Origin of the sequence: Candidatus Methanoperedens nitratireducens (assembly GCF_000685155.1) — an archaeon.
Taxonomy (GTDB): Archaea; Halobacteriota; Methanosarcinia; order Methanosarcinales; family Methanoperedenaceae; genus Methanoperedens; species Methanoperedens nitratireducens.
Window position 1 is genome coordinate 64,051 of sequence record NZ_JMIY01000001.1, and the last position, 22,900, is coordinate 86,950.

The 22,900-nt window shown below is 44.4% G+C and carries 26 protein-coding genes; 13 read left to right on the plus strand and 13 right to left on the minus strand.

Annotated elements, in window-relative coordinates:
- Positions 1–20: 20 nt before the first annotated feature.
- Positions 21–200: a hypothetical protein gene (locus ANME2D_RS00305; RefSeq protein ID WP_048088218.1), complete on the plus strand. Its 180-nt coding sequence runs from the start codon at positions 21–23 to the stop codon at positions 198–200.
- 6 nt (positions 201–206) lie between these two features.
- Here ANME2D_RS00305 and ANME2D_RS00310 read toward each other — a convergent pair whose 3' ends face one another.
- The 3 genes from ANME2D_RS00310 to ANME2D_RS18950 all read right to left on the minus strand — a co-directional run bounded on the left by ANME2D_RS00310 (position 207) and on the right by ANME2D_RS18950 (position 1,050).
- On the minus strand, positions 207–557 hold the full coding sequence (locus ANME2D_RS00310) for a type II toxin-antitoxin system PemK/MazF family toxin (protein ID WP_048088219.1): 351 nt from the start codon (positions 555–557) through the stop codon (positions 207–209).
- Entirely contained in the window at positions 547–798 is a 252-nt protein-coding gene (locus ANME2D_RS00315) for a hypothetical protein (protein WP_048088220.1), read from the minus strand. The genes ANME2D_RS00310 and ANME2D_RS00315 overlap by 11 nt, the downstream gene beginning before the upstream one ends.
- Before the next feature lie 84 nt (positions 799–882).
- The gene (locus tag ANME2D_RS18950) at positions 883–1,050 is read right to left on the minus strand and encodes a flavodoxin family protein (RefSeq protein ID WP_157833882.1); all 168 of its coding nucleotides are present in this window, start codon (positions 1,048–1,050) and stop codon (positions 883–885) included.
- Positions 1,051–1,141: 91 nt separating this feature from the next.
- On the opposite strand from ANME2D_RS18950, the gene ANME2D_RS00320 reads away from it, so the two are divergent.
- The gene (locus ANME2D_RS00320) at positions 1,142–1,882 is read left to right on the plus strand and encodes a Stp1/IreP family PP2C-type Ser/Thr phosphatase (RefSeq protein ID WP_048088221.1); all 741 of its coding nucleotides are present in this window, start codon (positions 1,142–1,144) and stop codon (positions 1,880–1,882) included.
- Positions 1,883–1,904: 22 nt separating this feature from the next.
- On the opposite strand, the gene ANME2D_RS00325 is transcribed toward ANME2D_RS00320, so the two are convergent.
- A complete protein-coding gene (locus ANME2D_RS00325; RefSeq protein WP_048088222.1) occupies positions 1,905–2,594 on the minus strand; it encodes an SDR family NAD(P)-dependent oxidoreductase in 690 nt (229 codons plus the stop codon).
- A 92-nt stretch (positions 2,595–2,686) separates the two neighbouring features.
- Here ANME2D_RS00325 and tdh point away from each other — a divergent pair, with 92 nt between their 5' ends.
- Positions 2,687–3,727, plus strand: a complete 1,041-nt coding sequence (gene tdh, locus ANME2D_RS00330) for an L-threonine 3-dehydrogenase (RefSeq protein WP_048088223.1) — start codon at positions 2,687–2,689, stop codon at positions 3,725–3,727.
- Positions 3,728–4,011: 284 nt separating this feature from the next.
- Positions 4,012–4,335, plus strand: coding sequence for a circadian clock KaiB family protein (locus ANME2D_RS00335; RefSeq protein ID WP_048088224.1), 324 nt, complete (start codon positions 4,012–4,014; stop codon positions 4,333–4,335).
- A gap of 62 nt (positions 4,336–4,397) precedes the next feature.
- On the opposite strand, the gene ANME2D_RS00340 is transcribed toward ANME2D_RS00335, so the two are convergent.
- The 3 genes from ANME2D_RS00340 to ANME2D_RS00350 form a co-directional block, all read right to left on the minus strand.
- Complete coding sequence (locus ANME2D_RS00340) at positions 4,398–4,736, minus strand: DUF4870 domain-containing protein (protein WP_048088225.1); 339 nt, start codon at positions 4,734–4,736, stop codon at positions 4,398–4,400.
- 142 nt (positions 4,737–4,878) lie between these two features.
- Entirely contained in the window at positions 4,879–5,943 is a 1,065-nt protein-coding gene (locus ANME2D_RS16615; RefSeq protein ID WP_052368481.1) for a response regulator, read from the minus strand.
- Position 5,944: 1 nt separating this feature from the next.
- Positions 5,945–6,388, minus strand: a complete 444-nt coding sequence (locus tag ANME2D_RS00350) for a response regulator (RefSeq protein WP_048089194.1) — start codon at positions 6,386–6,388, stop codon at positions 5,945–5,947.
- 186 nt (positions 6,389–6,574) lie between these two features.
- On the opposite strand from ANME2D_RS00350, the gene gpmI reads away from it, so the two are divergent.
- Positions 6,575–8,101 (plus strand): 2,3-bisphosphoglycerate-independent phosphoglycerate mutase, encoded by a 1,527-nt coding sequence (gene gpmI, locus ANME2D_RS00355; protein ID WP_277812886.1) that lies wholly within the window; start codon positions 6,575–6,577, stop codon positions 8,099–8,101.
- 30 nt (positions 8,102–8,131) lie between these two features.
- Positions 8,132–9,247 (plus strand): hypothetical protein, encoded by a 1,116-nt coding sequence (locus tag ANME2D_RS00360; RefSeq protein ID WP_048088226.1) that lies wholly within the window; start codon positions 8,132–8,134, stop codon positions 9,245–9,247.
- A 39-nt stretch (positions 9,248–9,286) separates the two neighbouring features.
- Here the strand turns inward: ANME2D_RS00360 and ANME2D_RS00365 are convergent, their stop codons facing one another.
- Positions 9,287–9,967 carry an FKBP-type peptidyl-prolyl cis-trans isomerase gene (locus tag ANME2D_RS00365; RefSeq protein WP_048088227.1) on the minus strand — a complete coding sequence of 227 codons (681 nt, stop codon included), beginning with the start codon at positions 9,965–9,967 and terminating at the stop codon, positions 9,287–9,289.
- Positions 9,968–10,081: 114 nt separating this feature from the next.
- Here ANME2D_RS00365 and aspS point away from each other — a divergent pair, with 114 nt between their 5' ends.
- The 5 genes from aspS to ANME2D_RS00390 all read left to right on the plus strand — a co-directional run bounded on the left by aspS (position 10,082) and on the right by ANME2D_RS00390 (position 18,199).
- Positions 10,082–11,380 carry an aspartate--tRNA(Asn) ligase gene (aspS, locus tag ANME2D_RS00370; protein ID WP_048088228.1) on the plus strand — a complete coding sequence of 433 codons (1,299 nt, stop codon included), beginning with the start codon at positions 10,082–10,084 and terminating at the stop codon, positions 11,378–11,380.
- A 63-nt stretch (positions 11,381–11,443) separates the two neighbouring features.
- The gene (locus tag ANME2D_RS00375; protein WP_048088229.1) at positions 11,444–12,094 is read left to right on the plus strand and encodes a hypothetical protein; all 651 of its coding nucleotides are present in this window, start codon (positions 11,444–11,446) and stop codon (positions 12,092–12,094) included.
- A gap of 18 nt (positions 12,095–12,112) precedes the next feature.
- Entirely contained in the window at positions 12,113–15,622 is a 3,510-nt protein-coding gene (smc, locus tag ANME2D_RS00380; protein ID WP_048088230.1) for a chromosome segregation protein SMC, read from the plus strand.
- 45 nt (positions 15,623–15,667) lie between these two features.
- Complete coding sequence (thiI, locus tag ANME2D_RS00385) at positions 15,668–16,831, plus strand: tRNA uracil 4-sulfurtransferase ThiI (RefSeq protein ID WP_081810059.1); 1,164 nt, start codon at positions 15,668–15,670, stop codon at positions 16,829–16,831.
- Positions 16,832–16,882: 51 nt separating this feature from the next.
- Positions 16,883–18,199, plus strand: coding sequence for a TldD/PmbA family protein (locus ANME2D_RS00390; RefSeq protein ID WP_320408794.1), 1,317 nt, complete (start codon positions 16,883–16,885; stop codon positions 18,197–18,199).
- Positions 18,200–18,223: 24 nt separating this feature from the next.
- Here ANME2D_RS00390 and ANME2D_RS00395 read toward each other — a convergent pair whose 3' ends face one another.
- The gene (locus ANME2D_RS00395) at positions 18,224–19,288 is read right to left on the minus strand and encodes an inositol-3-phosphate synthase (protein ID WP_048088232.1); all 1,065 of its coding nucleotides are present in this window, start codon (positions 19,286–19,288) and stop codon (positions 18,224–18,226) included.
- A gap of 55 nt (positions 19,289–19,343) precedes the next feature.
- Complete coding sequence (locus ANME2D_RS00400) at positions 19,344–19,913, minus strand: CDP-alcohol phosphatidyltransferase family protein (RefSeq protein WP_048088233.1); 570 nt, start codon at positions 19,911–19,913, stop codon at positions 19,344–19,346.
- A gap of 277 nt (positions 19,914–20,190) precedes the next feature.
- Here ANME2D_RS00400 and ANME2D_RS00405 point away from each other — a divergent pair, with 277 nt between their 5' ends.
- Both ANME2D_RS00405 and ANME2D_RS00410 read left to right on the plus strand, forming a co-directional pair.
- Complete coding sequence (locus ANME2D_RS00405) at positions 20,191–20,577, plus strand: DUF302 domain-containing protein (protein WP_048088234.1); 387 nt, start codon at positions 20,191–20,193, stop codon at positions 20,575–20,577.
- 27 nt (positions 20,578–20,604) lie between these two features.
- The gene (locus ANME2D_RS00410; RefSeq protein WP_052368482.1) at positions 20,605–21,315 is read left to right on the plus strand and encodes a hypothetical protein; all 711 of its coding nucleotides are present in this window, start codon (positions 20,605–20,607) and stop codon (positions 21,313–21,315) included.
- Positions 21,316–21,357: 42 nt separating this feature from the next.
- On the opposite strand, the gene ANME2D_RS00415 is transcribed toward ANME2D_RS00410, so the two are convergent.
- Genes ANME2D_RS00415 through ANME2D_RS00420 form a run of 3 tightly spaced genes read right to left on the minus strand, consistent with a single transcriptional unit; the run spans position 21,358 to position 22,746 of the window.
- Positions 21,358–21,585, minus strand: a complete 228-nt coding sequence (locus tag ANME2D_RS00415) for a glutaredoxin family protein (RefSeq protein ID WP_048088235.1) — start codon at positions 21,583–21,585, stop codon at positions 21,358–21,360.
- 4 nt (positions 21,586–21,589) lie between these two features.
- Entirely contained in the window at positions 21,590–21,733 is a 144-nt protein-coding gene (locus ANME2D_RS17210; protein ID WP_081810060.1) for a YHS domain-containing protein, read from the minus strand.
- Complete coding sequence (locus ANME2D_RS00420; RefSeq protein ID WP_048088236.1) at positions 21,733–22,746, minus strand: cytochrome c biogenesis CcdA family protein; 1,014 nt, start codon at positions 22,744–22,746, stop codon at positions 21,733–21,735. Before ANME2D_RS00420 ends, ANME2D_RS17210 begins: the two co-directional genes overlap by 1 nt.
- Positions 22,747–22,900 lie beyond the last annotated feature (154 nt).

Genomic DNA, 22,900 nt, shown 5'->3' on the forward strand with positions numbered 1-22,900 from the left:
TCTTTTGAATACAGATCCTTATGGGAACTACAATTACCACCCGCGTACCAAAAGAAATTGCAGCGCTTCGAAAAGAGCTTCTCACCTGTGAGGAATACCAGGATTCGCTGGAAGAGCTTGTAAAGGCAGGCTTCAGGATGAGCGATGAAGTATATCTGGCTGCGGTGAGGATGGGGCGAAGAAGAGATTGGGGCTGGTAAAAAATCTTATCTAATAATCCCCAATTGAAAACACAAAGCATCGATTATTTTTTCTTGTAAATCCAAATCTTCGATTTTGCCAACATCTCTAATCATACGCCTTTTATCAAGGGTTCTTATTTGATAGCAGAGCACAATAGATTCCTGTTCAAGTCCTCCAGTATTAGCAGGTACTAAAACCTCATTGGGATAAATTCTTCTTTCTGGTTTTCTTGAGGTTACAGGAAGAATATTCACTACCGGTAAAATCTGATTTATTTCTTCCTCACTTATTACTAGAACAGGTCGAGTCTTTCCCTGCTCAGAACCCACTACAGGATCGAGATTGGCTAGAAATATATGCCATTTATACTGCATCTTTTTCTAACCCTTCTAAATCAACTGATCTGAAATCTTCAGATAGTTCTTTCAGATCTTTAAGGAACAGATCATCCTTTGCAGCTTTTTTTAGTTCTCGGATCTTCTCTTTGAAATCATCCTGCCTTTTTTTAATAATTAAAATCACCTCAATTGTTTCATTCTCAGGAACTTCAGGAGGAACTTTTATTTTTATCTCATGGTCTTTGGGTATTCTAACAACTTGTTTGATTGCTTCCAAAAAATTATTCCTCCGCTAATTTGCTTTTGCATAACTTCGGTATATGATATCGTTTTCTTAAATATTGGTACACACTCCATATACTTAATTCTTTGTGGACTTTAAACAACCATAACATGGCTTAATTTTTAAATCGTAAACATCAAACCATTCAATAGTATGGTCAGATGAAATGTTATCGCAAATTGCAGATAGAATTGTTGCAGTTACACCACTTTTACGTGGGCTTCCATTGATAAATAGAACTTTCACTGTAATCCTTCCATGTAAATGGGACTTGATTTTAGGACTGACATAACTATTTATGTATTCAATTACTACCTTTTGAATCAAGAGAATAATTATGTTAGCCTACTGCGGTGTAACTGATACAGGGGGAAGGGAGAACAATGAGGATGCCTATATTACCCTGGCTCTGGAGCACAGGCACCTTTATCTCTTAGCTGTTGCAGATGGATTGGGAGGGCATGCAGCCGGGGAGGTTGCGAGCATGCTTGCAGTAACAGAACTGGCTGAGACTGTAAAGAAAGATCATGATTCTCAAAAGGCTGAGTCTTTAGAATCCATGAAAGAACTGCTGGCAGCGGGATTCAAAAGGGCTAATGAGAAGATCTGCTATGAAGCGAAAAACGTGCCTGGTAGATATGGCATGGGAACAACACTGGTGGCAGCGCTGCTAGACGATGAGGGCAGGGGCGTTGTGGCTAATGTGGGCGACAGCAGGGCTTACAGGATAGGAGAGACAATCAAAAGGATAACTAAAGACCACTCATATGTTCAGGAGCTTGTGGATAGAGGGCTGATAAGTGAGGAACAGGCATTCAGGCATCCTGCAAAGAACATAGTGACAAGAGTAATGGGCATAGAAAACGCGAACCCGGATTTTTATGAGATAAAGCTGGGCAGGGATACGCTGCTTCTGTGCTCAGATGGTCTAACCGATGCCATGAGGGATGAGGAGATAAGAGAAGTAGTTTCAGGGACTGTAAGTCTGGAGAATAAATGTAAAAATCTGGTTAGCGCTGCTTTGAGCAGGGGTGCGAGGGACAATGTAACCGTTGTTCTGGCATCCAGCATGCAATAAGACCAGGAAGCTAACGCACCCTTCAATAAAGCTCTATAGACTGACCGGGGTAATACTTCTCCGGATGGGTGCAGATATCGGCAACTCTCTCAACAATTTCTTCCGGCTTGTGATATGCTCTCTCTCCTGGAAACATTCTATTAAACATTCCTATATCAATACTTCCAGGACATAGAGCAATTATTTTAATCTTCTTGCTAACCTCCCTTGAGGCAGCCTCAGTAAGACCGATAACCGCAAATTTTGATGCACTGTATGCACTTAACACAGGGATGCCAGTTTTCCCTGCACCTGAGGAAATATTGACCACCAGACCACCATGTTTTTCCATTTCAGGAATGACATGCTTCATATAAAGAAAAACACCTTTTACATTCACATCCATTACTTCCTCAAATTCTTCCACCCTTGTTTCCCGTAGATATTTCCTTAACCCGATTCCTGCGTTATTGATCAGCACATCGACCCTCCCTAATTCATTAATGGTATTATTGATGACCTTTCTCACATCATCTTCTCTGGTAACATCCCCGCTGATAAAAATCGCCCTCCCACCTTCATCGTTTATCTCTTTAGAGACCTTTTCAATATCTTCCTCAGTCCTTGCGGTTACAACGATATTTGCTCCTTCTCTGCCCAGCCTTTTAGCAATATATCTTCCCAATCCTCTTCCGCTTCCGGTAACGATTATAGTCTTGTTTTCAAGTCTCATTATATATCTCCCCTTGATTACTCTTTTTAAAGATAGAGGAATACTATATATCGTACAAGCACAACCTAATTATAGTTTTTCAACAGGTATTTATGGATGCAATGAAGGCTGTAAGAAAGATGAAGGAAGGACCCGGACTGGATATTGCAATGACCGGAATTCCAGTGCCTGGAGAACATGAGGTACTGGTGAAGATCAGGGCCTGCTCACTATGCGGAACTGATGTACATATATACAATTGGGATCATCCCTGGTCTGAAGGCAGGATTGTGCCCCCCAGAACTATCGGTCATGAGGTATGCGGCGAGGTTGTAGAAGTGGGAAGCGGTGTTACCCTTGTCCAGGAAGGCGATATGGTATCTGCTGAATCTCACATATTTGACGGAATATGCATGCAGTGCAGGATGGGTAATATGCATATCTGTTCAAACCTCAGGTTCTTCGGTGTGGATGTTGATGGTTTCTTTGCCGAATATGCCGTCATGCCTGAGGCAAATACCTGGAAGAACCCGCCTGATATGCCTGTGGAGATAGCTACCCTGCAGGAATCCATTGGCAACAGCGTGTACACCGTATTCAGCCATGATGTCACTGCAAAAACAGTCGCAGTGTTCGGGGGCGGTCCGACAGCTCTATTCGCTATAGGCATTCTGCGGGCTGCGGGTGCTGCCAGTATTATCAACGTAACAGGTTCACAGTTACATCTTGACCTTTCCAGGAAGATGGGTGCGGACTCTGTCATAAACAGACATGAATCAGACCCTGTGCATGAGATACTGGAGATAACGGGTGGGCAGGGTGTGGACGTGTTCCTTGAGATGTCAGGAAGCGGTAATGCCATCAAACAAGGGCTGAAAGCATTGCGGCCAGGAGGCAGGGCCTCTATACTTGGATTGCCCACAAAGGATGTATGTATCGATATATCAAGGGACCTGGTTATGAAGGATATCACGGTCAGGGGCATATACGGCAGGAGGATATGGGACACATGGCTCACCACGTCAAGACTGCTCTCCACAGGTAAGTTCGATCCCACCCCGGTGATCACACACAGGATTAAGCTTGATGATTTTGAGAAGGGTTTCGAAGCTATGAGATCAGGCGAGGCAGGAAAAGTAGTAATGTTCCCATGAGTATTATGCCAGTTTTATTCCCAAATAGAGAAAATAATATAGTGAGCAGGCGAGGGATAGGATTAGGTGGTGGAAATGGTTAAAAAAGTATTTTCCTGCCCACTATTAATTCGTATATACACGAACAAAGTATTTAAAACTGACTGATGCATAACTTAGAACTGCTCATTATAATCCGATGTTTAGAAGCCTTTAAATACATATACATCGGAATGCTACAGGCATTACGACTTAAGCATTACTCCAAAAATCTTTAGATGCAACTAAGGAGGGGGGGATCTTAAATGAAAAACGTATCAGAGGAACCAGGACAAGAATCTACAGAAACGGAAGTATGGGAACTGAGATTATATGTTTCAGGGCAGACACCGAGAGCACTTACAGCCTTTGCCAATCTCAAGGAGATATGTGAAGAGCACCTTGCTGGCAGATATCGAATAGAAGTGATCGATCTTAGCAAAAATCCACAACTGACAAAAGAGGATCAGATCCTGGCCATACCGACAGTGATAAAAAGACTTCCACTGCCTATAAGAAAAGTAATAGGGGATCTCTCAAGCACTGAGCGCGTTCTTGTGGGACTGGGTCTGCGCCCGCTCAAGAGATAATAGCGCTGGGTCAAGCCCGGATCACGGGAGGCACTGCCCCCGGCAGGCATCGAAGTTTTGAATTATCCTATTTGCTTCTCAGCAAGATCGCCAGCTATCGGCAGTTTATACCTCTCACCTGTATATGCTTTATACATCAACAGCAGCCAGAGAATTAATGTCAATAATCCTATGAGGGGCGACAGCACCCAACCGATAAACGGGATAACTCCAATGACCACCGAGATCACGAACAGTGATACGAATGTAATCACTGACTGCATTGCATGGAACCTGACGAATCTATTTTCTTTTTCCAGCAACAGAAACACGATTCCAGTTATAAAGCCCAGAACATAGCATAGAACTGCTTCTATATTCTCATTTATGCCCAGAACTGTAGACGTTTTTTTTTCTTCCATAATTTTTTATCCTCCTTTTTTTAATTATGTCGCGTTTATTGTTTAAAAAATTTACTGAGATAGACTATCAAAGGCTCTCCACAGGCAGAGCAGATCCTGTGATAATCTTTGTACTACATACCAGCCCTGATCGGCTGGAATCCTATGAATACACTATTTTCCCTCCATCATAACCGAGAACAGTGACTATCGGCGCAAGGCTCACTAATAACGCTAAATAAGTGTAATAATTCAAGTCTACCTCTGTGAGTATATCCGTATACAGGGTTCGCAACATGAAAGATACAGTGGTAACGACGATCAGTGCGATAGCAAATATTATTTTCCGGGCAAAGACTTTAGTCATTTTCTCTGCATAAGTGACTTTCCAGCTAAAAAGACCTGAAAGTGTGGCCAGAGGAGCAGTTAACAATCCAAGTACAAGTATGTAGTATGATGCTATTTCAAAAGTGATTTCTTCCGTAAAAATATACAGGAATGCTAACAGGGGAATAGCAACTGAGTACGCTATGGAAAAATGAACAAGTATCGGATGGAGGTGCAGGCCCTCTATTCTCTGCACAAGTCTTTGTCTGAACGTCTTCTCCGGGCTCAACTCCCCGACGATATGGAACTTTACCAGTACCTCTTCACCATGCGTCGCTCTTAGCATGTTCTCTGTCAGGTCAGTTCCTGCAAAGTGACTGCCTGCATGAATCCCATCTCTCCAGAGGCTGCTGTTTGAAACATCGTACACTTTTCCTTTAAATGCTGCGTATGCAGGCCTTCCTTCCTTTCCGTCAAACTCTCTTAATTCCATGGCTGTGAAATGCCTCTCCTCCCCGAGCTTGCGCGCTATGGAATAGCGAATGGTACGCGTGAGCAGGTTGCTATCCACCTTTCCTTTGATAAGATAATCCTGTGCGCCCCTGCGTACTGCATTGATTGCAAATGTCTCATCATCAAGGCCTGTCAGTACCACAATAGGCACTTCTGGTGCCTGGGCTTGCGTCCTGGTAAAAGTATCAAAACCACGGGGGCTATCCGGGAGGATGAGATCCAGCAGGACAACATCAACCCCTCCCATGGTAATGCGCTCAAGTCCGCTTGAGAGCCTGTCTTTCCATTCAATATCGAACGAGATATTCTTTGCTTCGATCAGCATTTCCTTTATCAGTCTGGCATCGCCCGGGTTATCTTCGATCAGGAGTACATTAACGTGCTCCATTTCATTCACCGGGCGGAAGGTTCACAACAGTGAACCAGAAATTCACGATAGACTTAACTACCGCTATGAACTGATCAAGATCAATCGGCTTAACGATATAGCAGTTGGCATGGAGGTTGTAGCTTCTGATGATATCCTCTTCTGTACTTGAAATCGTCAGGATCGCTGTCGGGATACGCTTCAGATTTGGGTCATTCTTAATCTCTGCCAGTACCTCGTGGCCATCTTTCTTGGGCAGTTTCAGGTCAAGCAGTATAAGATCAGGCCGGGGTGCACGGGCATACCTGCCTTCTCTGTGCAAGAAGGACAGTGCCTCCACACCATCCATGACCACAGAGAGATTATTAGGCACCTTAATCTCCTTCAGGGCTTCTTCAGCCAGACGTATATCACCCTGGTTGTCTTCAACCAGTAAAATCTGGAACAATTTATATTTATTATCCATATATATGATCATTCACCTCCTGCTGGTATTATAGATATCTCCTGAATTCATATTCGTATTATTCTCCCGGTCATATGCTGCATGATCAGGAGCTGCTTTTGAATAATAACCTTAACTTTTCCACAATAATAGAATGAATTGTGTAGACTAAAATCTTTATGGTCATCCTGGAGTATATCAGCACAAATGATTAAAAAAAGACCTCTTCTTTTAATGATCCTTGACGGCTTTGGTATTAGTAAAAACAGAAAAGGTAATGCCATAGCTGCAGCAAGGACACCCAATCTGGACAGACTCTTCTCGGACTACCCTCACTCTGAGCTTGATGCATCAGGCGAATCCGTGGGACTGCCGGAGGGCCAGATGGGGAACTCCGAGGTTGGACACCTTAATATCGGCTCAGGGAGGATCGTCTACCAGGACCTGACGCGGATAACAAAATCAATCAAAGATGGGGATTTCTTCAGGAACAGAGGGCTTCTTGAAGCGATCGGGAACGTCAAAAGCCATAACTCATCGCTGCATCTCCCTGGATTGCTCTCAGACGGCGGGGTGCACAGCCATATAAGCCATCTCTATGCGCTTCTCAGGCTGGCAAAAGAGCATGGGATAGAAAGAGTCTATGTTCATGCATTCCTCGACGGCAGGGATGTACCCCCAAAAAGTGCACTTGATTATATCGAAGAGGCAGAGAACATGATGAAAGAGCTGGGCGGGGAATTCGCGACCATCTCTGGAAGATACTATGCCATGGACCGTGATAAAAGATGGGACCGGGTAGAGAAAGCCTATAGTGCCATGACCGAAAATACGGGTATTACTGCCAGGAGCGCATCTCTTGCTGTGAAGAGTGCATACGAACGGGGCGAGACAGATGAATTTGTCACCCCGACTATCATTTTAAAAAATAAAGAACCCGTATCTATGATATCGGATAATGACTCAGTCATTTTCTTTAATTTCCGCTCTGACCGTGCCCGCGAGATAACCCGGGCCTTTATAGATGATAATTTCAGGGAGTTCAGGCGAGACCATTATCCACATACGTATTTCCTGTGCCTGACTCAGTACGATGAGACTTTTAGTGTACCCGTTGCCTTCCCTCCTGAATCGCTGAATAATATTCTTGCGGAGGTTCTATCCAGGCACAATTTAAGACAGCTTCGGATAGCAGAAACAGAGAAATATGCCCATGTCACGTTTTTTTTCAACGGCGGCGTGGAGGCGCCTGTTCAGGGCGAGAACAGGATACTGATACCCTCTCCAAAAGTAGCCACATATGATCTGCAACCCGAGATGAGCGCATTCCTGGTGACAGATGAAGTGGTGAGCGCGTTATTATCAGGAACGTATGATATTATTATCCTGAATTATGCCAATCTTGACATGGTGGGGCACACAGGTGTTTTCGATGCAGCAGTGAGGGCTGCAGAAGCAATCGATCAGTGTACAGGCAGGGTGTACGATGCTATAGGAGCATCGGGTGGACTGCTGATTATTACTGCTGACCACGGCAATGCCGAGAAGATGATAGATGAGGCAGGAGGAATCCATACAGCGCATACCTCTAATCCTGTGCCTTTCCTTTTCTGTGAGAGGGGCATTGTGCTCAGGAATGGCATACTGGCAGATATAGCCCCGACGCTTCTTGACGCTCTGGGAATGGAGAAACCAGCGGAGATGACAGGGATATCTTTAATATTGCCATCCTAATTCATATACTTTTTAAACATATCTTATCACATGAACGCAACTGGCGATTTAACTATTCTTAATGGCAGACTCACAATACTTGTGGCTTTCGGCCATGGTGTAGAAGTGGAAAAAAGCCAGTTAACAAAACTCATAGGCTCAGATGTGATCACAGAACGATGGAATAAACCCATAGAAGTGGAGCGATTAGAGGGTGTAGCCGTAATCGCTGCAGGTAATGAGAAAATAACATGCAGTGCTAATATATTTACCGATATTTTTACCGCGGGCGTATCGCTCCTGCGAGTCGAGATAGAGATCAGGGACAGGATATTATTCAATGATATCCTGGTAGCACTTAACTCTAATACAATTATTGTGGAGGGACTTGATCTCCAGGCATTTACGAACAAGATGATCAACGAGATCCGTGAAAAACTCAATCCTGGAAAGAAAGCCCCATATTATCCGATCATTAAAAAATATACACTATTAAAACTAAATGATTTTACTCCTGAGCTTGACCAGAAAAGCCTGAAAGAGCAGTACGGCGAGGTCATCACGCGTTTTCTATCTGCTGAGACCTCGATCCGTCCGCTGCACAGCAGGGAGATCACGGAGAAGCTTGCCAATGATCTCTCCTATTATGATGAGGATCTGTTTCTTGCCTCACCCGAAGGTGCGTTTATTCTTGGCTGCGAGGATTACCTCAAGGATCTGCGCGAGTTGCTTGAGCTGTCAATATCGCTTTTTGTTCTATTCCAGATATATGATCAGAAGATAGATTCTGAGATCACAAATGCCTTTGATGCGATAAAAAAACTGCGCAGCTCAAGGTTTTACTTCCTCACCCAGGCGCCAAGAAGGCTTGAGAAATCCCTGCTTAAGGTAAGTGAGATCGGGCTTATCATCCTCGATGATATTGAGGACCTGATGAATCCCCATAAGATAACCCCGGACTGGTATTACCAATCTGCCTATCTCAAGATGCTGGACACCCTGAAAGTATGGGACTTTGAGAAGGTGGTGCAGCATAAGATTGATGCCCTGCAGGAACTCTACTCCACAGCAAGAGAGTTCTTTACAGAGCAATTAACGATAATCCTTGAAGCTGCTATCGTTGTATTGATATTCTGGGAAGTGATCAAACCTCTTTTAAATCTTTGAGGCTGCTATCGTTGTGCTGATATTTCGGGAAGTAATTGATCATTCGCTGGTTTTTGGTGCCAGTACTTCACTGTTGTATTTCTCAACATAGAGCACTTCTTTAATATCTGTGTTATTAATGATCTCATTTGCAATGAGCCTTTTAGACATGAGCCATCTCTGGTTAAAGGTCAGTTCAGGCTCGATCTCAACTGTTAAAGTCTCACCATCTATCTGGATTGTGAAGTCTTTCCCGATATACAGACCTAAGAGGCCGTGTACTTTACCCTCTGTATCCTCTATCTTTTCTTTTATCTCATACTCGTAGGTAACTGTCTGTCCTGCCAGGAACCTGTTAAAGTCCACCTGTGCCATCCTGCCGATGACTCTTGTTACCATCCCCGTACGGCCATCTATCTGCACATACATTCCGACCTGTGGCCTTTGATCGAACTTTGTGATCGGTATGGTCTCGATCAGTTCAGGATTCCTCTGGCCAAAGGCTTTCTCAGGCGGGATTGTAATACTGCCTCTGTATCCGACTTCCTTATCTATGAAATCCTCATCCAGTCCTTCAACCACATGTCCTGAACCTACAATGATGACATCGCCTCCGTATTTTCCTTTCTCATTGAAGATGTCGTTGGCTTTTGCAACCTCTTCATCGGTTGTATCAAAGACACGATCATCATTTCTTCCTGTATATGAAACTTTAATAAAATCTCCTTTCTGAATACTCATTATAATTCCAGTCCTTTTTCCCGTTACTCATGTGGCGATGGTATAAAATACTTACCTAAAGTTAATCATCGAAAGTATAATAATATAATTACTCATTACAGAACCAGGATACTCATGATAAGAACTCATTATTCAACACAGATAACACCCGAAATGGACGGGAGCAGTGTCACAATCTGCGGCTGGGCGCACGAGATACGCGACCTTGGAGGCATTACGTTTCTCATAGTAAGGGACAGGGAAGGGCTGGCTCAGGTGACGCTTTTCAAGAAGACGATAGATAAGAATGTGCTTGATATAGTCAGGGGTCTCTCACGCGAATCGGTCGTTGCGGTTACAGGGCAGGTAAAGAAAGAGGCAAAGGCGCCAAACGGCTATGAGCTTGTCCCCATGTCCGTGACGGTGCTTGGTAAAGCAGAATCACCTCTTCCTATGGACACGACGGGTAAAGTGGATGCAGACCTTGATACAAGGCTCGATGTGAGGTTCATGGACATGAGGCGCCCGGGCACAAAGGCTATTTTCAGGATAAGACACCTTGTTCTGAAGAGCGTGCGGGAATTCCTTGACAGGGAAGGCTTTATTGAGATCATAACACCAAAGATAGTAGCTACTGCCACTGAGGGAGGAACTGCCCTTTTCCCCATGACCTATTTTGAACGTGAGGCTTTTCTCAACCAGAGCCCGCAGCTATTCAAGCAACTGATGATGTCGGGAGGATTTGACCGCGTCTTTGAGATCGGCCCGATCTTCAGGGCAGAAGAACATGATACACGCAAACACCTCAACGAGGCAATATCCATTGATACAGAGGCAAGCTTCCTTGATCATGAGGATGTGATGGTCATACTTGAGAATCTCATCGTGTATGTCTATTCAAATGTTGCAGAGAGAGGTACAGAATACCTGAAGACCCTGGGGATGGAACTTAAAATTCCTGATTTACCATTCAAGCGCATTACCTATGATGAAGCGGTCGATATCGTACGTGATAGCGGGGAGCAGATAGAGTGGGGCGATGACCTGACTACAGAATCTGAGCACACAATCGGAAAAACGATAGGTGAGCACTATTTCATCGTTGACTGGCCTACAAAGATAAAGCCGTTCTATGCATTGCCTTATGAGAACAAACCCGAGATCTGCCGGGCTTTTGACCTGATGCATCCGCGCATGGAGCTGTCCTCAGGGGCGCAGCGTGTCCATTCGTATGAACTGCTGCGCAGCAGGATCGAGGAGCAGGGGCTGTATGCCGATGGCTTTGATTTCTATCTCAAGGCGTTTCGGTACGGCATGCCGCCACACTCAGGCTGGGGTCTTGGGCTTGAGAGGCTGATTATGACAATGCTGGGTATTGAGAACATACGCGAGGTCGTACTGTTCCCCAGGGATAGAAGACGGCTTTCCCCATAATTATTTAACTTAATAAGATATGTCTATTGTTCAAAAAGTCATGAATGAGTAAGAGGGATACATATGAGTACTGAAAGGGATATTATTATTGAGAGACTTGAGCAAAAGCTGGCTGCACGGGATAAGGAGATTGAGAAGATGCAGGAGTCGCTGAAGGAATCCATTCTCATTGAAATGGAGAAACGATTCGCAGATAAGATCAAGCTTAGAGAATCTACTCTTGATGAAATAAGGGTAAAATTCGGTGAAAAGATCAATGAGATAATAGAGATGAACAAATCCCTGAGGAACTCCATACTGGAGCAGAAAAAGCCAGAGACCGATGCGTTTGCAGAAGCTGAAAAACGCATGGACAGGATTGAGAGGCGGCTTGTAGAACTTAACAGCGCCTATGACGGCGTCATGAAGGAACTCCTTGATCAGAAATCAATAATCCAGGAATTTACGGTAAAAAAGAAAGGAAAAGAAGAAACAAAGATCCCGATAAAGGAGGGGGCAAAGTCGCCCGATACACCAAAATCAAAAGGCGAATATATTGTTGCCAGCAACTATACGCCTCAGGATAAGAGAAAAGAACAGAAGATCATAGAAGCTGAAGAAAGGACGATCATATCAGACAGCGAGGAAGAGGTACAATTAAAGAGACCACAGGTCAGGAGGAGTGAGCGAGTGAAGGAAGGGGTGGAGATATTTGAAACCCCGAGAAAGAGATAGATAGTGCAGAGGTAGATAGTGCATATCAAAGAGATAGAACTTCAGAATTTCAAATCGTTCGGTAAAAAAGTAAGAATCCCTTTCTTTGATGATTTCACGACTATTTCAGGTCCTAACGGAAGCGGAAAATCCAATATAATAGACGGTATCCTGTTCGCGCTCGGTCTCTCAAATTCAAGGATTATGAGGGCCGAGAAACTCACTGACCTCATATTCAATGCCGATAGCGGGAGAAAGAACTTTGCCCAGGTGACCATACACTTTGATAATAGGGATAGAGAGATGCCTGTAGACGTTGATGAGGTCACGATCACAAGAAAGGTAAGACAGACCGAATCAGGGTATTACAGCTATTATTATTTTAATGATACGCCTGTGAGCTTAACAGATGTCCATGACTATCTATCCCGCGCAAAGATAACACCTGAGGGATATAACGTGGTCATGCAGGGGGATGTTACCCGCATCATTGAGATGACGCCTACCGAGAGACGGAAGATAATCGATGAGATCGCAGGGGTGGCTGAATTCGATGAGAAAAAAGAACAGGCTATCTCCGAGCTTGATGTTGTCCGTGACAGGATAGAGAGAGTTGATATTATCCTGGCAGAGGTGGATGAGCAGCTTACTAAACTTAAGCAAGAGCGAGACCAGGCTTTGAAATACCAGTCACTGCGGGATGAGAGGAGAAAATATGAAGGGTATATCCTGCTTGCAAGGCTAAAAGATGCAAAGAACGAACTGGATAAAATTACACATGAAATTAAGGATAGAGAGACCAGAAAGGAAGAACTTATAAAACAGGCTGATGAGCGCCAGCAGGAACTAAAGAGAGTCGAAGATAAACTCTCGGATCTGAATTCATTGATCATCCAGAAAGGCGAAGGTGAGCAGATAGCCATAAAAAAAGAGATCGAGGCAATCAAAGGCGAGATCTCCCGCTGTAACAGTACCATCGAGCTTGCAGAGAATGAGATTAATGATATCGAATCACAGAGAAGAAAAGCCTTCCTTGATATTGATAGTACTCAGGCAAAAGTAGCACAGCTCAGTGATAAGCTGGGTGAAGAGAACCTGAGGAAAGATACTATCTCAAGTGAGCTTGATGACAGAAAAACACAGCTTCTTATGGTAAGGAGCAAGATCGCAGAAATAGATGCAGAATTTGCAGGAACGCGGGATAAACTTGCAGAATCCAAGCAGAGACTTGAGACCCTGAAGAATGAAAAGAACGAGCTCATGCGTGAAGGGGACCGTTTGCTTGATGCAATAAGGCGAAAGTCCTCAGAGGCGCGGGATATTGAGCTTGAGATCAAGGACTCGATATCAAAGATAGAGTCGGCAGATCTTGATGCCAGCAATGCCAGAGCGCAGATAGAAGAGATTGCGGTAAAGAAGCAGGAGCTTGTTGGGGATACCGTAGATATTGAGAAAAACAGGGCTCAGATGAAAAGCGTGATAGCTGACCTTGAGAGCTCCCTTCGGGTATTCCAGCAGGAGTACGCAAGATCGGAGGCTCTTATCAAAGCTGCGGCTGAGATTAGCTACAGCCAGCCTGTTGAATCCATCCTTCGCGCAAAAAAGAACAGGGAACTGCCAGGTATATACGGGACGATAGCAGAGCTTGGAAAAGTAGATAAAAAATACTCTGTTGCCCTTGAGATAGCGGCAGGGGCACGGATGCAGTCTGTCGTGGTGGATAATGACGAGGATGCTGCAAGGGCGATCAATTACCTGAAGGAGCGGCGCCTTGGCAGAGTGACTTTTTTACCTCTTAACAAAATGGAGTCAATGCCTTCACTTTCGAAGATGGATAGAGAAGGTATAATCAATTATGCGATCAATCTGGTTGATTATGACAAAAAGTTCAGCACAGCGTTCTGGTATATTTTCAGGGATACCCTTGTGCTGGATAACCTGAATACAGCAAGGCGGCTTATGGGCAGCAAGAGGCTTGTAACGCTGGAGGGTGAACTCATCGAGAAAGCAGGCGCAATGACCGGTGGTTCGATAAGATCGAAGCTCTCATTTGCAAGCGGAGAAGAGGATAATCTTAAAAAAATCGCAGAGAAGATAGCAGAATACGAGGGCAGGCGCAGATCTGCTGTGAATAAACTTGAGAAGCTGGAAGATCACCTGGCGCAGATCAAATCTGAGTCTGCAGGTTTTGATAACGAGATCACCAGACTGCAGATGCAGATGGCTGAGATCAAGAGCCGCGGCACGCGGTTAACCGAATTAATAGAAACAAGAAAAACACAGATCACGGAAATAGAAGATGCCAGTATCGAGATAAAGAAGAGGATGGATGGCATAGAAGAGGATAAACGGGCAAAGGATGAAGAGATTAGCACGCTTCTGGAGGACATAGAAAAGATCGAAGAGCTTTTGAGTGGCTCAGAGGTTCCTCTTCTTGGCAAAAAAGCCTCAAAGATAGAGGAGGAGATCGACCGGCTGGAAGGGAGACTGCGGGATATAGAGGCCGGGATCAATGCCATAGTGCTTGATCGGAAATATGCCCAGGCGAGAATAGATGATACAAAAGAGCGGCTGTCTGAATTTGATAAAAAGAAAGAGGGGCACCGTGAAAAGATAAATGCATTGCGTGAGCAGATCAAGACGCTTGAAGCAGACCTGAAGGTTAAGAACATGAGAGAAAAAGAGCTTGGCGGAGAGTTACTTGAGCTTCAGAATAAACGGGCGCAGGTCCAAAAAGATCACGGTATTATCAAAGAGGGGCTTGAAGAGATTCAAAGGCTGGTTGGCGATATGGAGAGAAGCCTGCTCGCCCTTTATTCCACAAAGGATGCACTGACAGAGCAGATGATCGCCCTGGATAATGAGATAGCGGATCGCGGCCTTAACCGAGATGAGGAGGTGCCATCTTCTGAATCCATAGCTTCACGGATCTCAGCCCTTGCGCGGGCTATGGATAAGCTTGAGCCGGTTAACATGAGGGCGATTGACGAATACAGTGAGGTTGAGAAAAGGCAAAAAGATCTAAAATCACGGCGCGATATTCTGTTTCACGAAAGAGAAGAACTAATGGTTCGAATCAATAAATGCGAGGAGATGAAGAAAGATACGTTTATGAGCGCCTTTAACGGGGTGAATGAGCATTTTAAACAGATCTTCGCTGAGCTATCAGACGGAAGCGGCGAACTTTTCCTTGAGAGCCCTTCTGACCCTTTCTCAGGCGGGATGACCATAAAGGCACAGCCATCTGAGAAGACCCTGCAGCGGCTTGAGGCCATGTCAGGCGGAGAGAAAAGCCTGACAGCACTATCACTCCTTTTCGCTATCCAGCAGCACAGGCCAGCCCCTTTTTATGCTTTTGATGAGATCGATATGTTCCTTGATGGCGTGAATGCAGAGAGGGTAGCAAAGCGCATACAGAAATCCGCTGGCAGAGCCCAGTTCATTGTAGTTTCACTGCGAAAGCCCATGATTGAGGCTGCTAAAAGAACGATAGGCGTTGCCATGCAGGAGAATAATATATCGAGCATAACAGGGATACAGTTGAACTGAGGGCTATTCTGCAATTCAAAATTAATAAAAAAAGGTGAAGAAATATTGAAAAACCCTAACGTAATTTTAGTCAGATACGACGAACTCGCCCTGAAGAGCAAGAGGGTCAGGGCAAGGTACGAGCAAATACTGATAAAGAACATTAAGGCAATGCTCAATGCTGATGGCAGCTCATATTCTGACATAAGCCGGGAGATGGGAAGGATCTTCATCCATTCTGATGACCCTGATGCCCTGAAGAGCGCATCAAAGGTCTTTGGCGTTGTTTCAGCAAGCCCTGCATATACCTGCGACCCAACACTTGAAGCTGCGGCAGAACTCAGTGCAGAAGTGGCAGATACCATCAGGGAAGATCAATCCTTTGCAATAAGGGCGCGCAGGGCCGGGAACCACGAGTTTACATCGCGTGATATAGCCATCGCCTGCGGAGATGCTGTATTTGAGAAGGTTAATAAGAATATCAGGGTAGACCTCGACAACCCTGATCTTGAGATCTTTGTAGAGCTGAGGCAGGATAAGGCATATGTTTTCACAGGATCGATAAAGGGTGTGGGCGGGCTGCCGATGGGAACACAGGGCAGGATGATAGCGCTTATATCAGGCGGTATAGATTCCCCTGTGGCTGCCTGGCTGATGATGAAGCGGGGCTGCGAGATAATACCACTGTATCTTAATAACTCTCCCTTTTCAGATGATACCACGCGTGAGAGGGCGATGCAGTGCATTGATGTGCTCCAGAGGTGGGCGCCGCAGAAAAAATTCACCATATATGAGGCGCCACATGGCGACAACCTCCTGGCTTTCCTGAGCAACTGCGATAACAGGCTTAACTGCATATTATGCAGGCGGATGATGTACAGGATCGCGGGAGAGGTATTAAAGCTTGAGGGGGCGCACGGCATAATCACAGGTTCCTCACTTGGACAGGTCGCATCCCAGACCTCGCAGAACATGCTTGCATCAATGCACGGCATGGAACATCCGATCTATCATCCTCTCATCGGGCTTGATAAACTTGAGATCACTGATATTGCAAGAAAGATAGGCACGTTTGAGCCCTCAACAAGACCTGCGACCTGCTGCATGGCAGTACCGGAATACCCTTCTACTGCAGCAAAACCGCAGGAAGTGATCGATGCTGAGAAGCAGATAGATGTCCCTTCACTTGTGGATTCGATGATTAGGAATATTAAGAGATTCACCCCGTGAATCTAGAGACAAACCTTATGGCTAAAGAGAGCATCACGATTAGTGATATCTATGGATATTTTCGAACTTGCATACAGGGCTCTTGATCTTACAGAACAGACAGGTGCAGATGAAGCAGAGATTTTCTGCGTCAGTGGCAGATCTATAATCGTTGATATCCATCGGGATACTATTGATATGGCAAAAGAGAGCCTGGTCTCCGGTATTGGAATCAGGGCAATTGTTAACGGTGCTGTGGGTTTCGCAAGCACCAATAATCCATTACGTGTGGAGGAGGCATCTATTCTTGCTGTAAAATCAGCAAGAATTAGAAGCGGTGACCCGGAGTGGTCCGGGCTTCCAAAAAAAGATAAACCTGCGGTTGTTAGAGATATCTTTGATAAGAGGATCGCAGACATTGAGATCGAGTCATGTATTGATTATACTGCCCGTATGATTAAAGGGGCAATGGCAATACCCTCTGTTGTGCCGACATCAGGGCACTTCTTATGCTCAAGCTCAACTTCACTTATCCTTAACTCGCATGGCGTGGAGATAAAAGACCAGGATACTGCTATCAGTGCTTCTATCGATACAATCACAAAGGATTCTGATCTATCGACTGCCTCAGAGTTTGATCTATCAAGGAAACTGGATATTGATTTCTATAAGATAGGAGAGAAGGCAGCACTTCTTGCTTCAAGATCCAGAGATGGTGTACGTGCACAGACACAGGATACAGCCGTACTTCTTGAGCCTATGGCTTTTGCCGATATCCTTGAAAATACACTGCTGGCATCGCTAAACTCTGATAATGTACAGAAAGGGCGCTCATCCCTTATTGGAAAAATGGGTAAGAAGATCGCTGCAGATGATCTATCCTTAATTGATGACGGTACGCTTCCAGCAGGTATAGGGACAGCATCATCTGATGATGAAGGAACGCCATCAAAAAGAGTTGAGGTAGTGAAGAATGGTATGCTTCAGTCCTTCCTTTACGATTGCTATACAGCAGGAAAGGAGAAAAGAGAAAGCACAGGTAATGCGATGAGGGCATCTTTTACCTCCACACCCTCAATAAGCATTCGAAATCTGGTAGTACAACACCCATCATCCGATATTGTTGCAGAGACCGGAGATGGCGTGATTGTCAATACGATTATAGGAGCACACACTGCAAACCCTATCTCAGGCGACTTCTCAGTTGAAGCACGGAACTCATTTTTAATTAAGAACGGAGAGATTGCCTCGCCTGTAAAATCGATGATGATATCAGGTAATATCTTTGATATACTTCGGGGTATAGATGGTGCAGGCAAGGATGTAAGGAGAATCGGGAATGTGATTACCCCGACGATCAGGGTATCGAAAATGAGGGTTGTAGGTTGAACCTCTCCACGCCTGAAAAAGCCGCTAATCTCTTATAAACTCCTCAAGCTGCGCTCTCGCATCCGATTCACGCATCTGTTCAGGCGGATGCTTCATGAAATATGCTGATGCATGTGGTATGGGTCCGCCTATGCCTCTATCCAGTGCTATCTTTGCGATACGGACAGCGTCAACAACAACGCCTGCACTGTTTGGACTGTCCTCTACCGAGAGTTTCAGGTCTATACAGGCAGGGACATTGCCAAAGAGCTTAAAATCGATCTTGAGATAGCATACCTTGTTATCGCTTAAGCAATCAATGCACCCATTTGGACCTGCATAGACATATGTCTCGTAAGGTATCTGCGATGCAACTGATTCGGTTTTAGAGATTTTTTTGGATGACAGCCTCGATAGGTCTGTCATATTTCTAAAATCGGTATTGCCGCCTATGTTTAATTGATATGTGCTATCTATTTTAGCACCCCGATCGACGATCATCTGGGTTAAAGTGCGGTGAACGATAGTTGCTCCAACAAGACTTTTTATATCATCTCCGATCACAGGCAGTCCTGCATTCCTGAATCTCTCTGCCCACTGGCTGTCAGATGCAATAAAGACCGGGATGCAGTTTATAAATGCACATCCCGCCTCAAGGGCCTGCTCTGCATACCATCTCACCGCCTTCTCAGAGCCCACAGGCAGGTAGTTTATTAATACGTCTGCTTTTGATTCTTTTAAGACAGCGGCCACATCTACTGATTTTTGCCTATCATCGACCTGGAAATTATCCTGCATATGGGGAGCCACACCATCAATAACCTGTCCTTTTATTACTTCAACTCCCATCTCGGGAACTTCCGAGAACTTCTTTGTACAATTCGGCTCTGAAAAAATAGCTCTGGATAGATCAGTTCCCACCTTTCTCCTGTCGATATCAAATGCGGCCACGGGTTCTATATCCGAGACCAGATAGCCGCCTACGGAGTTATGCATTAATCCCGGGACAAGGTCATCAGATTTTTTAATTCCTTTATAGTATTCAAGCCCCTGAACCAGTGATGAGGCACAATTACCAACACCTGCAATCGCAATACGAATTTTAGCCATTAATTTTTCCTTCTAATACCCCTTTATTATTAATCTTTATGTAATTTAAGATTTGTTATTTAAGAACCTTTCTGACAAATGCAATCCTCTGGAAAACAGTAATAAAGGATATAACAGCTACCAGCAGAATAGCCCAGTTAACCATATTCAGAAAAGCACCAATTATGATTATCGCCATTCTTACTGCCCTCTCACCAATACCTACTGCCGCACTCGCGCCTGCAGCCTCAGCGCGTGCCCTTGTGTAGCTGACCATTAATGACCCGACTATCGCCATAGCACCAACAGACCATCCTGGAAAAGGAGAAATAGTTGTCAGACCGCCGTACATTGCTCCCAGTATAACCGCAGTATCAGCAAACCTGTCACAAACAGAATCCAGGAAACCCCCAAAGCGTGTTATCCTGTTGTTCTCCCGTGCTACAGCCCCATCAAGGATATCAAAAAACCCACTTAAGAGAAGAAGGATCCCGGCTATAAAAACCTCCCTCCTCGCAAAGAAGACAGCGGATATAAGACTTATTAATAGGCCGAAGATCGTTAAAGTGTTCGGGTTTACAGCAATAAACATTTTTGCCAGGGGTCTTAATGCGTCCCTGATAAACTGTCTTTTCCGCTCAAGCATTGTTTTTTTAATTGCCCTGATAGATAATTAATATTGCTTATAACAATTTTATAAACAAAGCGTTATATGAAGATAACTGACGTTCACACAATTCCAGATTTACTGAGAGAATTCGAGTTCAATCTCATTCTTCATCTAAGAAGAAACTTCACAGAATAAAGAATGATTGATATACCTATCTTTTTATAGAAAAACATCATCATTGTTATGGAGGTAAACTATACAATTCGGAATGATGGACGGTTATGGTATGGGCTATGGACGGAGGTAATTTAAAATGTACAACTACAAAAAACCAGTTACTTTGAGTTATGCAGATGCAGTTACAAAAGTAAAGGATGAGCTGAAAAAAGAAGGTTTCGGGGTTCTCACAGAAATAGATGTCAGGCAAACTCTTAAGACAAAATTGGATGTCGATTTCGATGATTATATAATCCTTGGAGCATGCAATCCTCCATTGGCGTATCAGGCTCTAACTGCTGAGCGCGATATCGGGGTTTTGCTTCCTTGCAATGTAGTCGTTTATGTTCAAGGTGGTAAAACATTCATCAGTGCAGTCTTACCTACTGTGCAGCTTGGAAAAGTTGGCAATCCAAAGCTTTTACCGATCGCAGAGCAGGTTGAGAGCAAACTTAAAAAAGTGGTTGATGCTGCAGCAAGGTAATGACCGAATTAAACCGGGAGGTAAGTTATGGAAAAGAGAACGCTTGCTACTTTAGCTGTTGTACTGATTATTGTAGGCGTCACTGGATTAGTCCTTAGTTCCGGTTACCTTCGTTATCCACCTGGATATTCGCCCCGGAATATGATGGGCGGAGATGGCTTTTGGTCTGGCATGATGGGCGGCGGAATGATGGGTGGTATGATGGGCGGCATGATGCAGATGATGGGCGGGAACATGCTCATAAGCGGCGGCGTCCCATATAATCCCGATGGAAGCTTAATCACTCTGGAGCAGGCTGAGGATATTGCAAATAGGTATCTGGCTTCCCAGAATAATCCTGATCTTGAGCTCGCTGATCTGGAAGAATGGGAATTCAACTTCTATGTTGAGTACAAGGAGAAAAGCACAGGAGTAAAGGCATTTCAAATGCTCATAGATAAGTATACTGGTAATATGTTTCCAGAAATGGGTCCTAATATGATGTGGAACACAAAATATATGATGGGGCTTCAGGCAGGCGCTATGCCCATAACAGAGGAGCAGGCGAGAGTATATGCCCAGCAGTTTCTGGATTCACGGCTTCCGGGCACGAAAACAGAAGATGGTGGAGTATTCTATGGCTACTATCATTTTGATGTTAAAAAGGACGATAAAATGTATGGTATGCTGGATGTAAATGGGTACTCAGGGCAGGTATGGTATCATACATGGCATGGGAATTTTATTCGAGAAGATTGAAGGCTCTGTAACTAGAAAAAGGCAAGAACATGCGGTTTTTCTTCATGTTCTTACCTTTTTAGCTAATTCCTGTTCCTTTGGCACTCCTACGAATTCAAGCTTGCCATTTATGACAACACCCGGGGCAGCCATTATCGGGTATTTCTGTAATACCTCAGGGTTTTTCGTGATATCTATCAATTCATATTTAATACCCATTTTATCAAGCATACGCTCAACGATAGCACAACTGGTGCATGATGGAGTAGTAAGTATCTGAACAGTAACCATCCTCTTACTCCTTAACGAACTGCTGTGGATTCATCTCAAATGCCCACTGGCATGTGGGAGAGCAGAAATAATATTTCTTACCCTTATACTCCTTTGATGCTGCCTTCTTTTCATCCACTTCCATCCCGCATACAGGGTCAGTTGCCATTACATCACCTCTTTCTCTGTATCTTCTTTCTCTGTGCCTTTTTTCTGTTTTTTATAGAAATACCATATTACTGGTATAGCTAGTAAAAGAATGAGAACATAAGGACCGAGCCACTGAGGGACTGCCTCAAGGATTATGCTTTTTTCCATGCTTAATTCTTCGGCTTCGCCTATCCTGCCGCCGGATAATGTTATGAGTACATGATTCCATGCCTCATGCAGCGCGCTCTCTTCATACCAGTCCCTGAACAGCCCGGTAATCGTGAACAGAATCGCACCCACAAATATCAGCCCCCACCCTGTTACTTTTCTTACTGAACCGATTCTTTTAGTAATACTCTGTGTTGCATTGATTCCAAGAATTCCCAGTATTACCAGAAATATGAGCGGTGTAGCCCTGCCTATACCGTGAACTGCCATAATAGACCAGCCTGTAGAAATATCCGCAGTGCCTATGATATATGCCAGGAGAACATAAAAAGCTGGATTTGGACAGCCTACACCAACATTAGCAAGCAAAAGCCCGAGAAGGAACACTTTAAGATAATCACCCTGCCTTTGAATAAAAGCAGGTAGAGCAGTCTCTATACCAGGGATTTTCATCTTTATCAGACCCACTTCAGAGAGACCGAAAATATACGCCATTCCTCCGCCCAGGATGCCAGCAATCACGTTTGCCGTTAACAAGCCTGTTATCTCGCCTATAGAGGCAAAGGCAACCCCGTATATACTGAAAGTAATCATCATGCCTGCACCAAATAACAGCGCCATTACCATGCCTTTCTTCGGGCTCTCGTTCATGGCAATAGGCACTATGATAAAAGCCAAAGGCAGGGTGCAGGGCAGGAATATCATCGATAAGCCTGCAATATAAGAGAGTGTAAATCCAGCAGCTTGAGCAGGATTTGTCAGAAAAATAAAAAGACCGATAACAATTATGGAGAATAGAAGGAGGGCAAACCCTACAAGATAAATCCTGAGTTTCTTATCAAATGAGCCTCGGTTACTGACCATATTTTCACTCGGCCGAATCTCTATAATATATAGATGAGACCAATGTATAAAAATTATTGCTCATACATAAGGCACGGTATTATTGCAATTGAATCCTGACTTTGACAGTTAAATAATAGTATTGTCCTCAGCATGTTTGTTATTTATGACGTAT

What these genes read in the sequence shown, in the direction of transcription:
- ANME2D_RS00305 (WP_048088218.1), top strand. Translation starts at nt 21, where the DNA reads ATGGGAACTACAATTACCACCCGCGTACCAAAAGAAATTGCAGCGCTT.
- ANME2D_RS00310 (WP_048088219.1), bottom strand. Translation starts at nt 557, where the DNA reads ATGCAGTATAAATGGCATATATTTCTAGCCAATCTCGATCCTGTAGTG.
- ANME2D_RS00320 (WP_048088221.1), top strand. Translation starts at nt 1,142, where the DNA reads ATGTTAGCCTACTGCGGTGTAACTGATACAGGGGGAAGGGAGAACAAT.
- ANME2D_RS00325 (WP_048088222.1), bottom strand. Translation starts at nt 2,594, where the DNA reads ATGAGACTTGAAAACAAGACTATAATCGTTACCGGAAGCGGAAGAGGA.
- tdh (WP_048088223.1), top strand. Translation starts at nt 2,687, where the DNA reads ATGGATGCAATGAAGGCTGTAAGAAAGATGAAGGAAGGACCCGGACTG.
- ANME2D_RS00335 (WP_048088224.1), top strand. Translation starts at nt 4,012, where the DNA reads ATGAAAAACGTATCAGAGGAACCAGGACAAGAATCTACAGAAACGGAA.
- ANME2D_RS00340 (WP_048088225.1), bottom strand. Translation starts at nt 4,736, where the DNA reads ATGGAAGAAAAAAAAACGTCTACAGTTCTGGGCATAAATGAGAATATA.
- ANME2D_RS16615 (WP_052368481.1), bottom strand. Translation starts at nt 5,943, where the DNA reads ATGGAGCACGTTAATGTACTCCTGATCGAAGATAACCCGGGCGATGCC.
- ANME2D_RS00350 (WP_048089194.1), bottom strand. Translation starts at nt 6,388, where the DNA reads ATGGATAATAAATATAAATTGTTCCAGATTTTACTGGTTGAAGACAAC.
- gpmI (WP_277812886.1), top strand. Translation starts at nt 6,575, where the DNA reads ATGATTAAAAAAAGACCTCTTCTTTTAATGATCCTTGACGGCTTTGGT.
- ANME2D_RS00360 (WP_048088226.1), top strand. Translation starts at nt 8,132, where the DNA reads ATGAACGCAACTGGCGATTTAACTATTCTTAATGGCAGACTCACAATA.
- ANME2D_RS00365 (WP_048088227.1), bottom strand. Translation starts at nt 9,967, where the DNA reads ATGAGTATTCAGAAAGGAGATTTTATTAAAGTTTCATATACAGGAAGA.
- aspS (WP_048088228.1), top strand. Translation starts at nt 10,082, where the DNA reads ATGATAAGAACTCATTATTCAACACAGATAACACCCGAAATGGACGGG.
- ANME2D_RS00375 (WP_048088229.1), top strand. Translation starts at nt 11,444, where the DNA reads ATGAGTACTGAAAGGGATATTATTATTGAGAGACTTGAGCAAAAGCTG.
- ANME2D_RS00390 (WP_320408794.1), top strand. Translation starts at nt 16,883, where the DNA reads ATGGATATTTTCGAACTTGCATACAGGGCTCTTGATCTTACAGAACAG.
- ANME2D_RS00395 (WP_048088232.1), bottom strand. Translation starts at nt 19,288, where the DNA reads ATGGCTAAAATTCGTATTGCGATTGCAGGTGTTGGTAATTGTGCCTCA.
- ANME2D_RS00400 (WP_048088233.1), bottom strand. Translation starts at nt 19,913, where the DNA reads ATGCTTGAGCGGAAAAGACAGTTTATCAGGGACGCATTAAGACCCCTG.
- ANME2D_RS00405 (WP_048088234.1), top strand. Translation starts at nt 20,191, where the DNA reads ATGTACAACTACAAAAAACCAGTTACTTTGAGTTATGCAGATGCAGTT.
- ANME2D_RS00410 (WP_052368482.1), top strand. Translation starts at nt 20,605, where the DNA reads ATGGAAAAGAGAACGCTTGCTACTTTAGCTGTTGTACTGATTATTGTA.
- ANME2D_RS00415 (WP_048088235.1), bottom strand. Translation starts at nt 21,585, where the DNA reads ATGGTTACTGTTCAGATACTTACTACTCCATCATGCACCAGTTGTGCT.
- ANME2D_RS17210 (WP_081810060.1), bottom strand. Translation starts at nt 21,733, where the DNA reads ATGGCAACTGACCCTGTATGCGGGATGGAAGTGGATGAAAAGAAGGCA.
- ANME2D_RS00420 (WP_048088236.1), bottom strand. Translation starts at nt 22,746, where the DNA reads ATGGTCAGTAACCGAGGCTCATTTGATAAGAAACTCAGGATTTATCTT.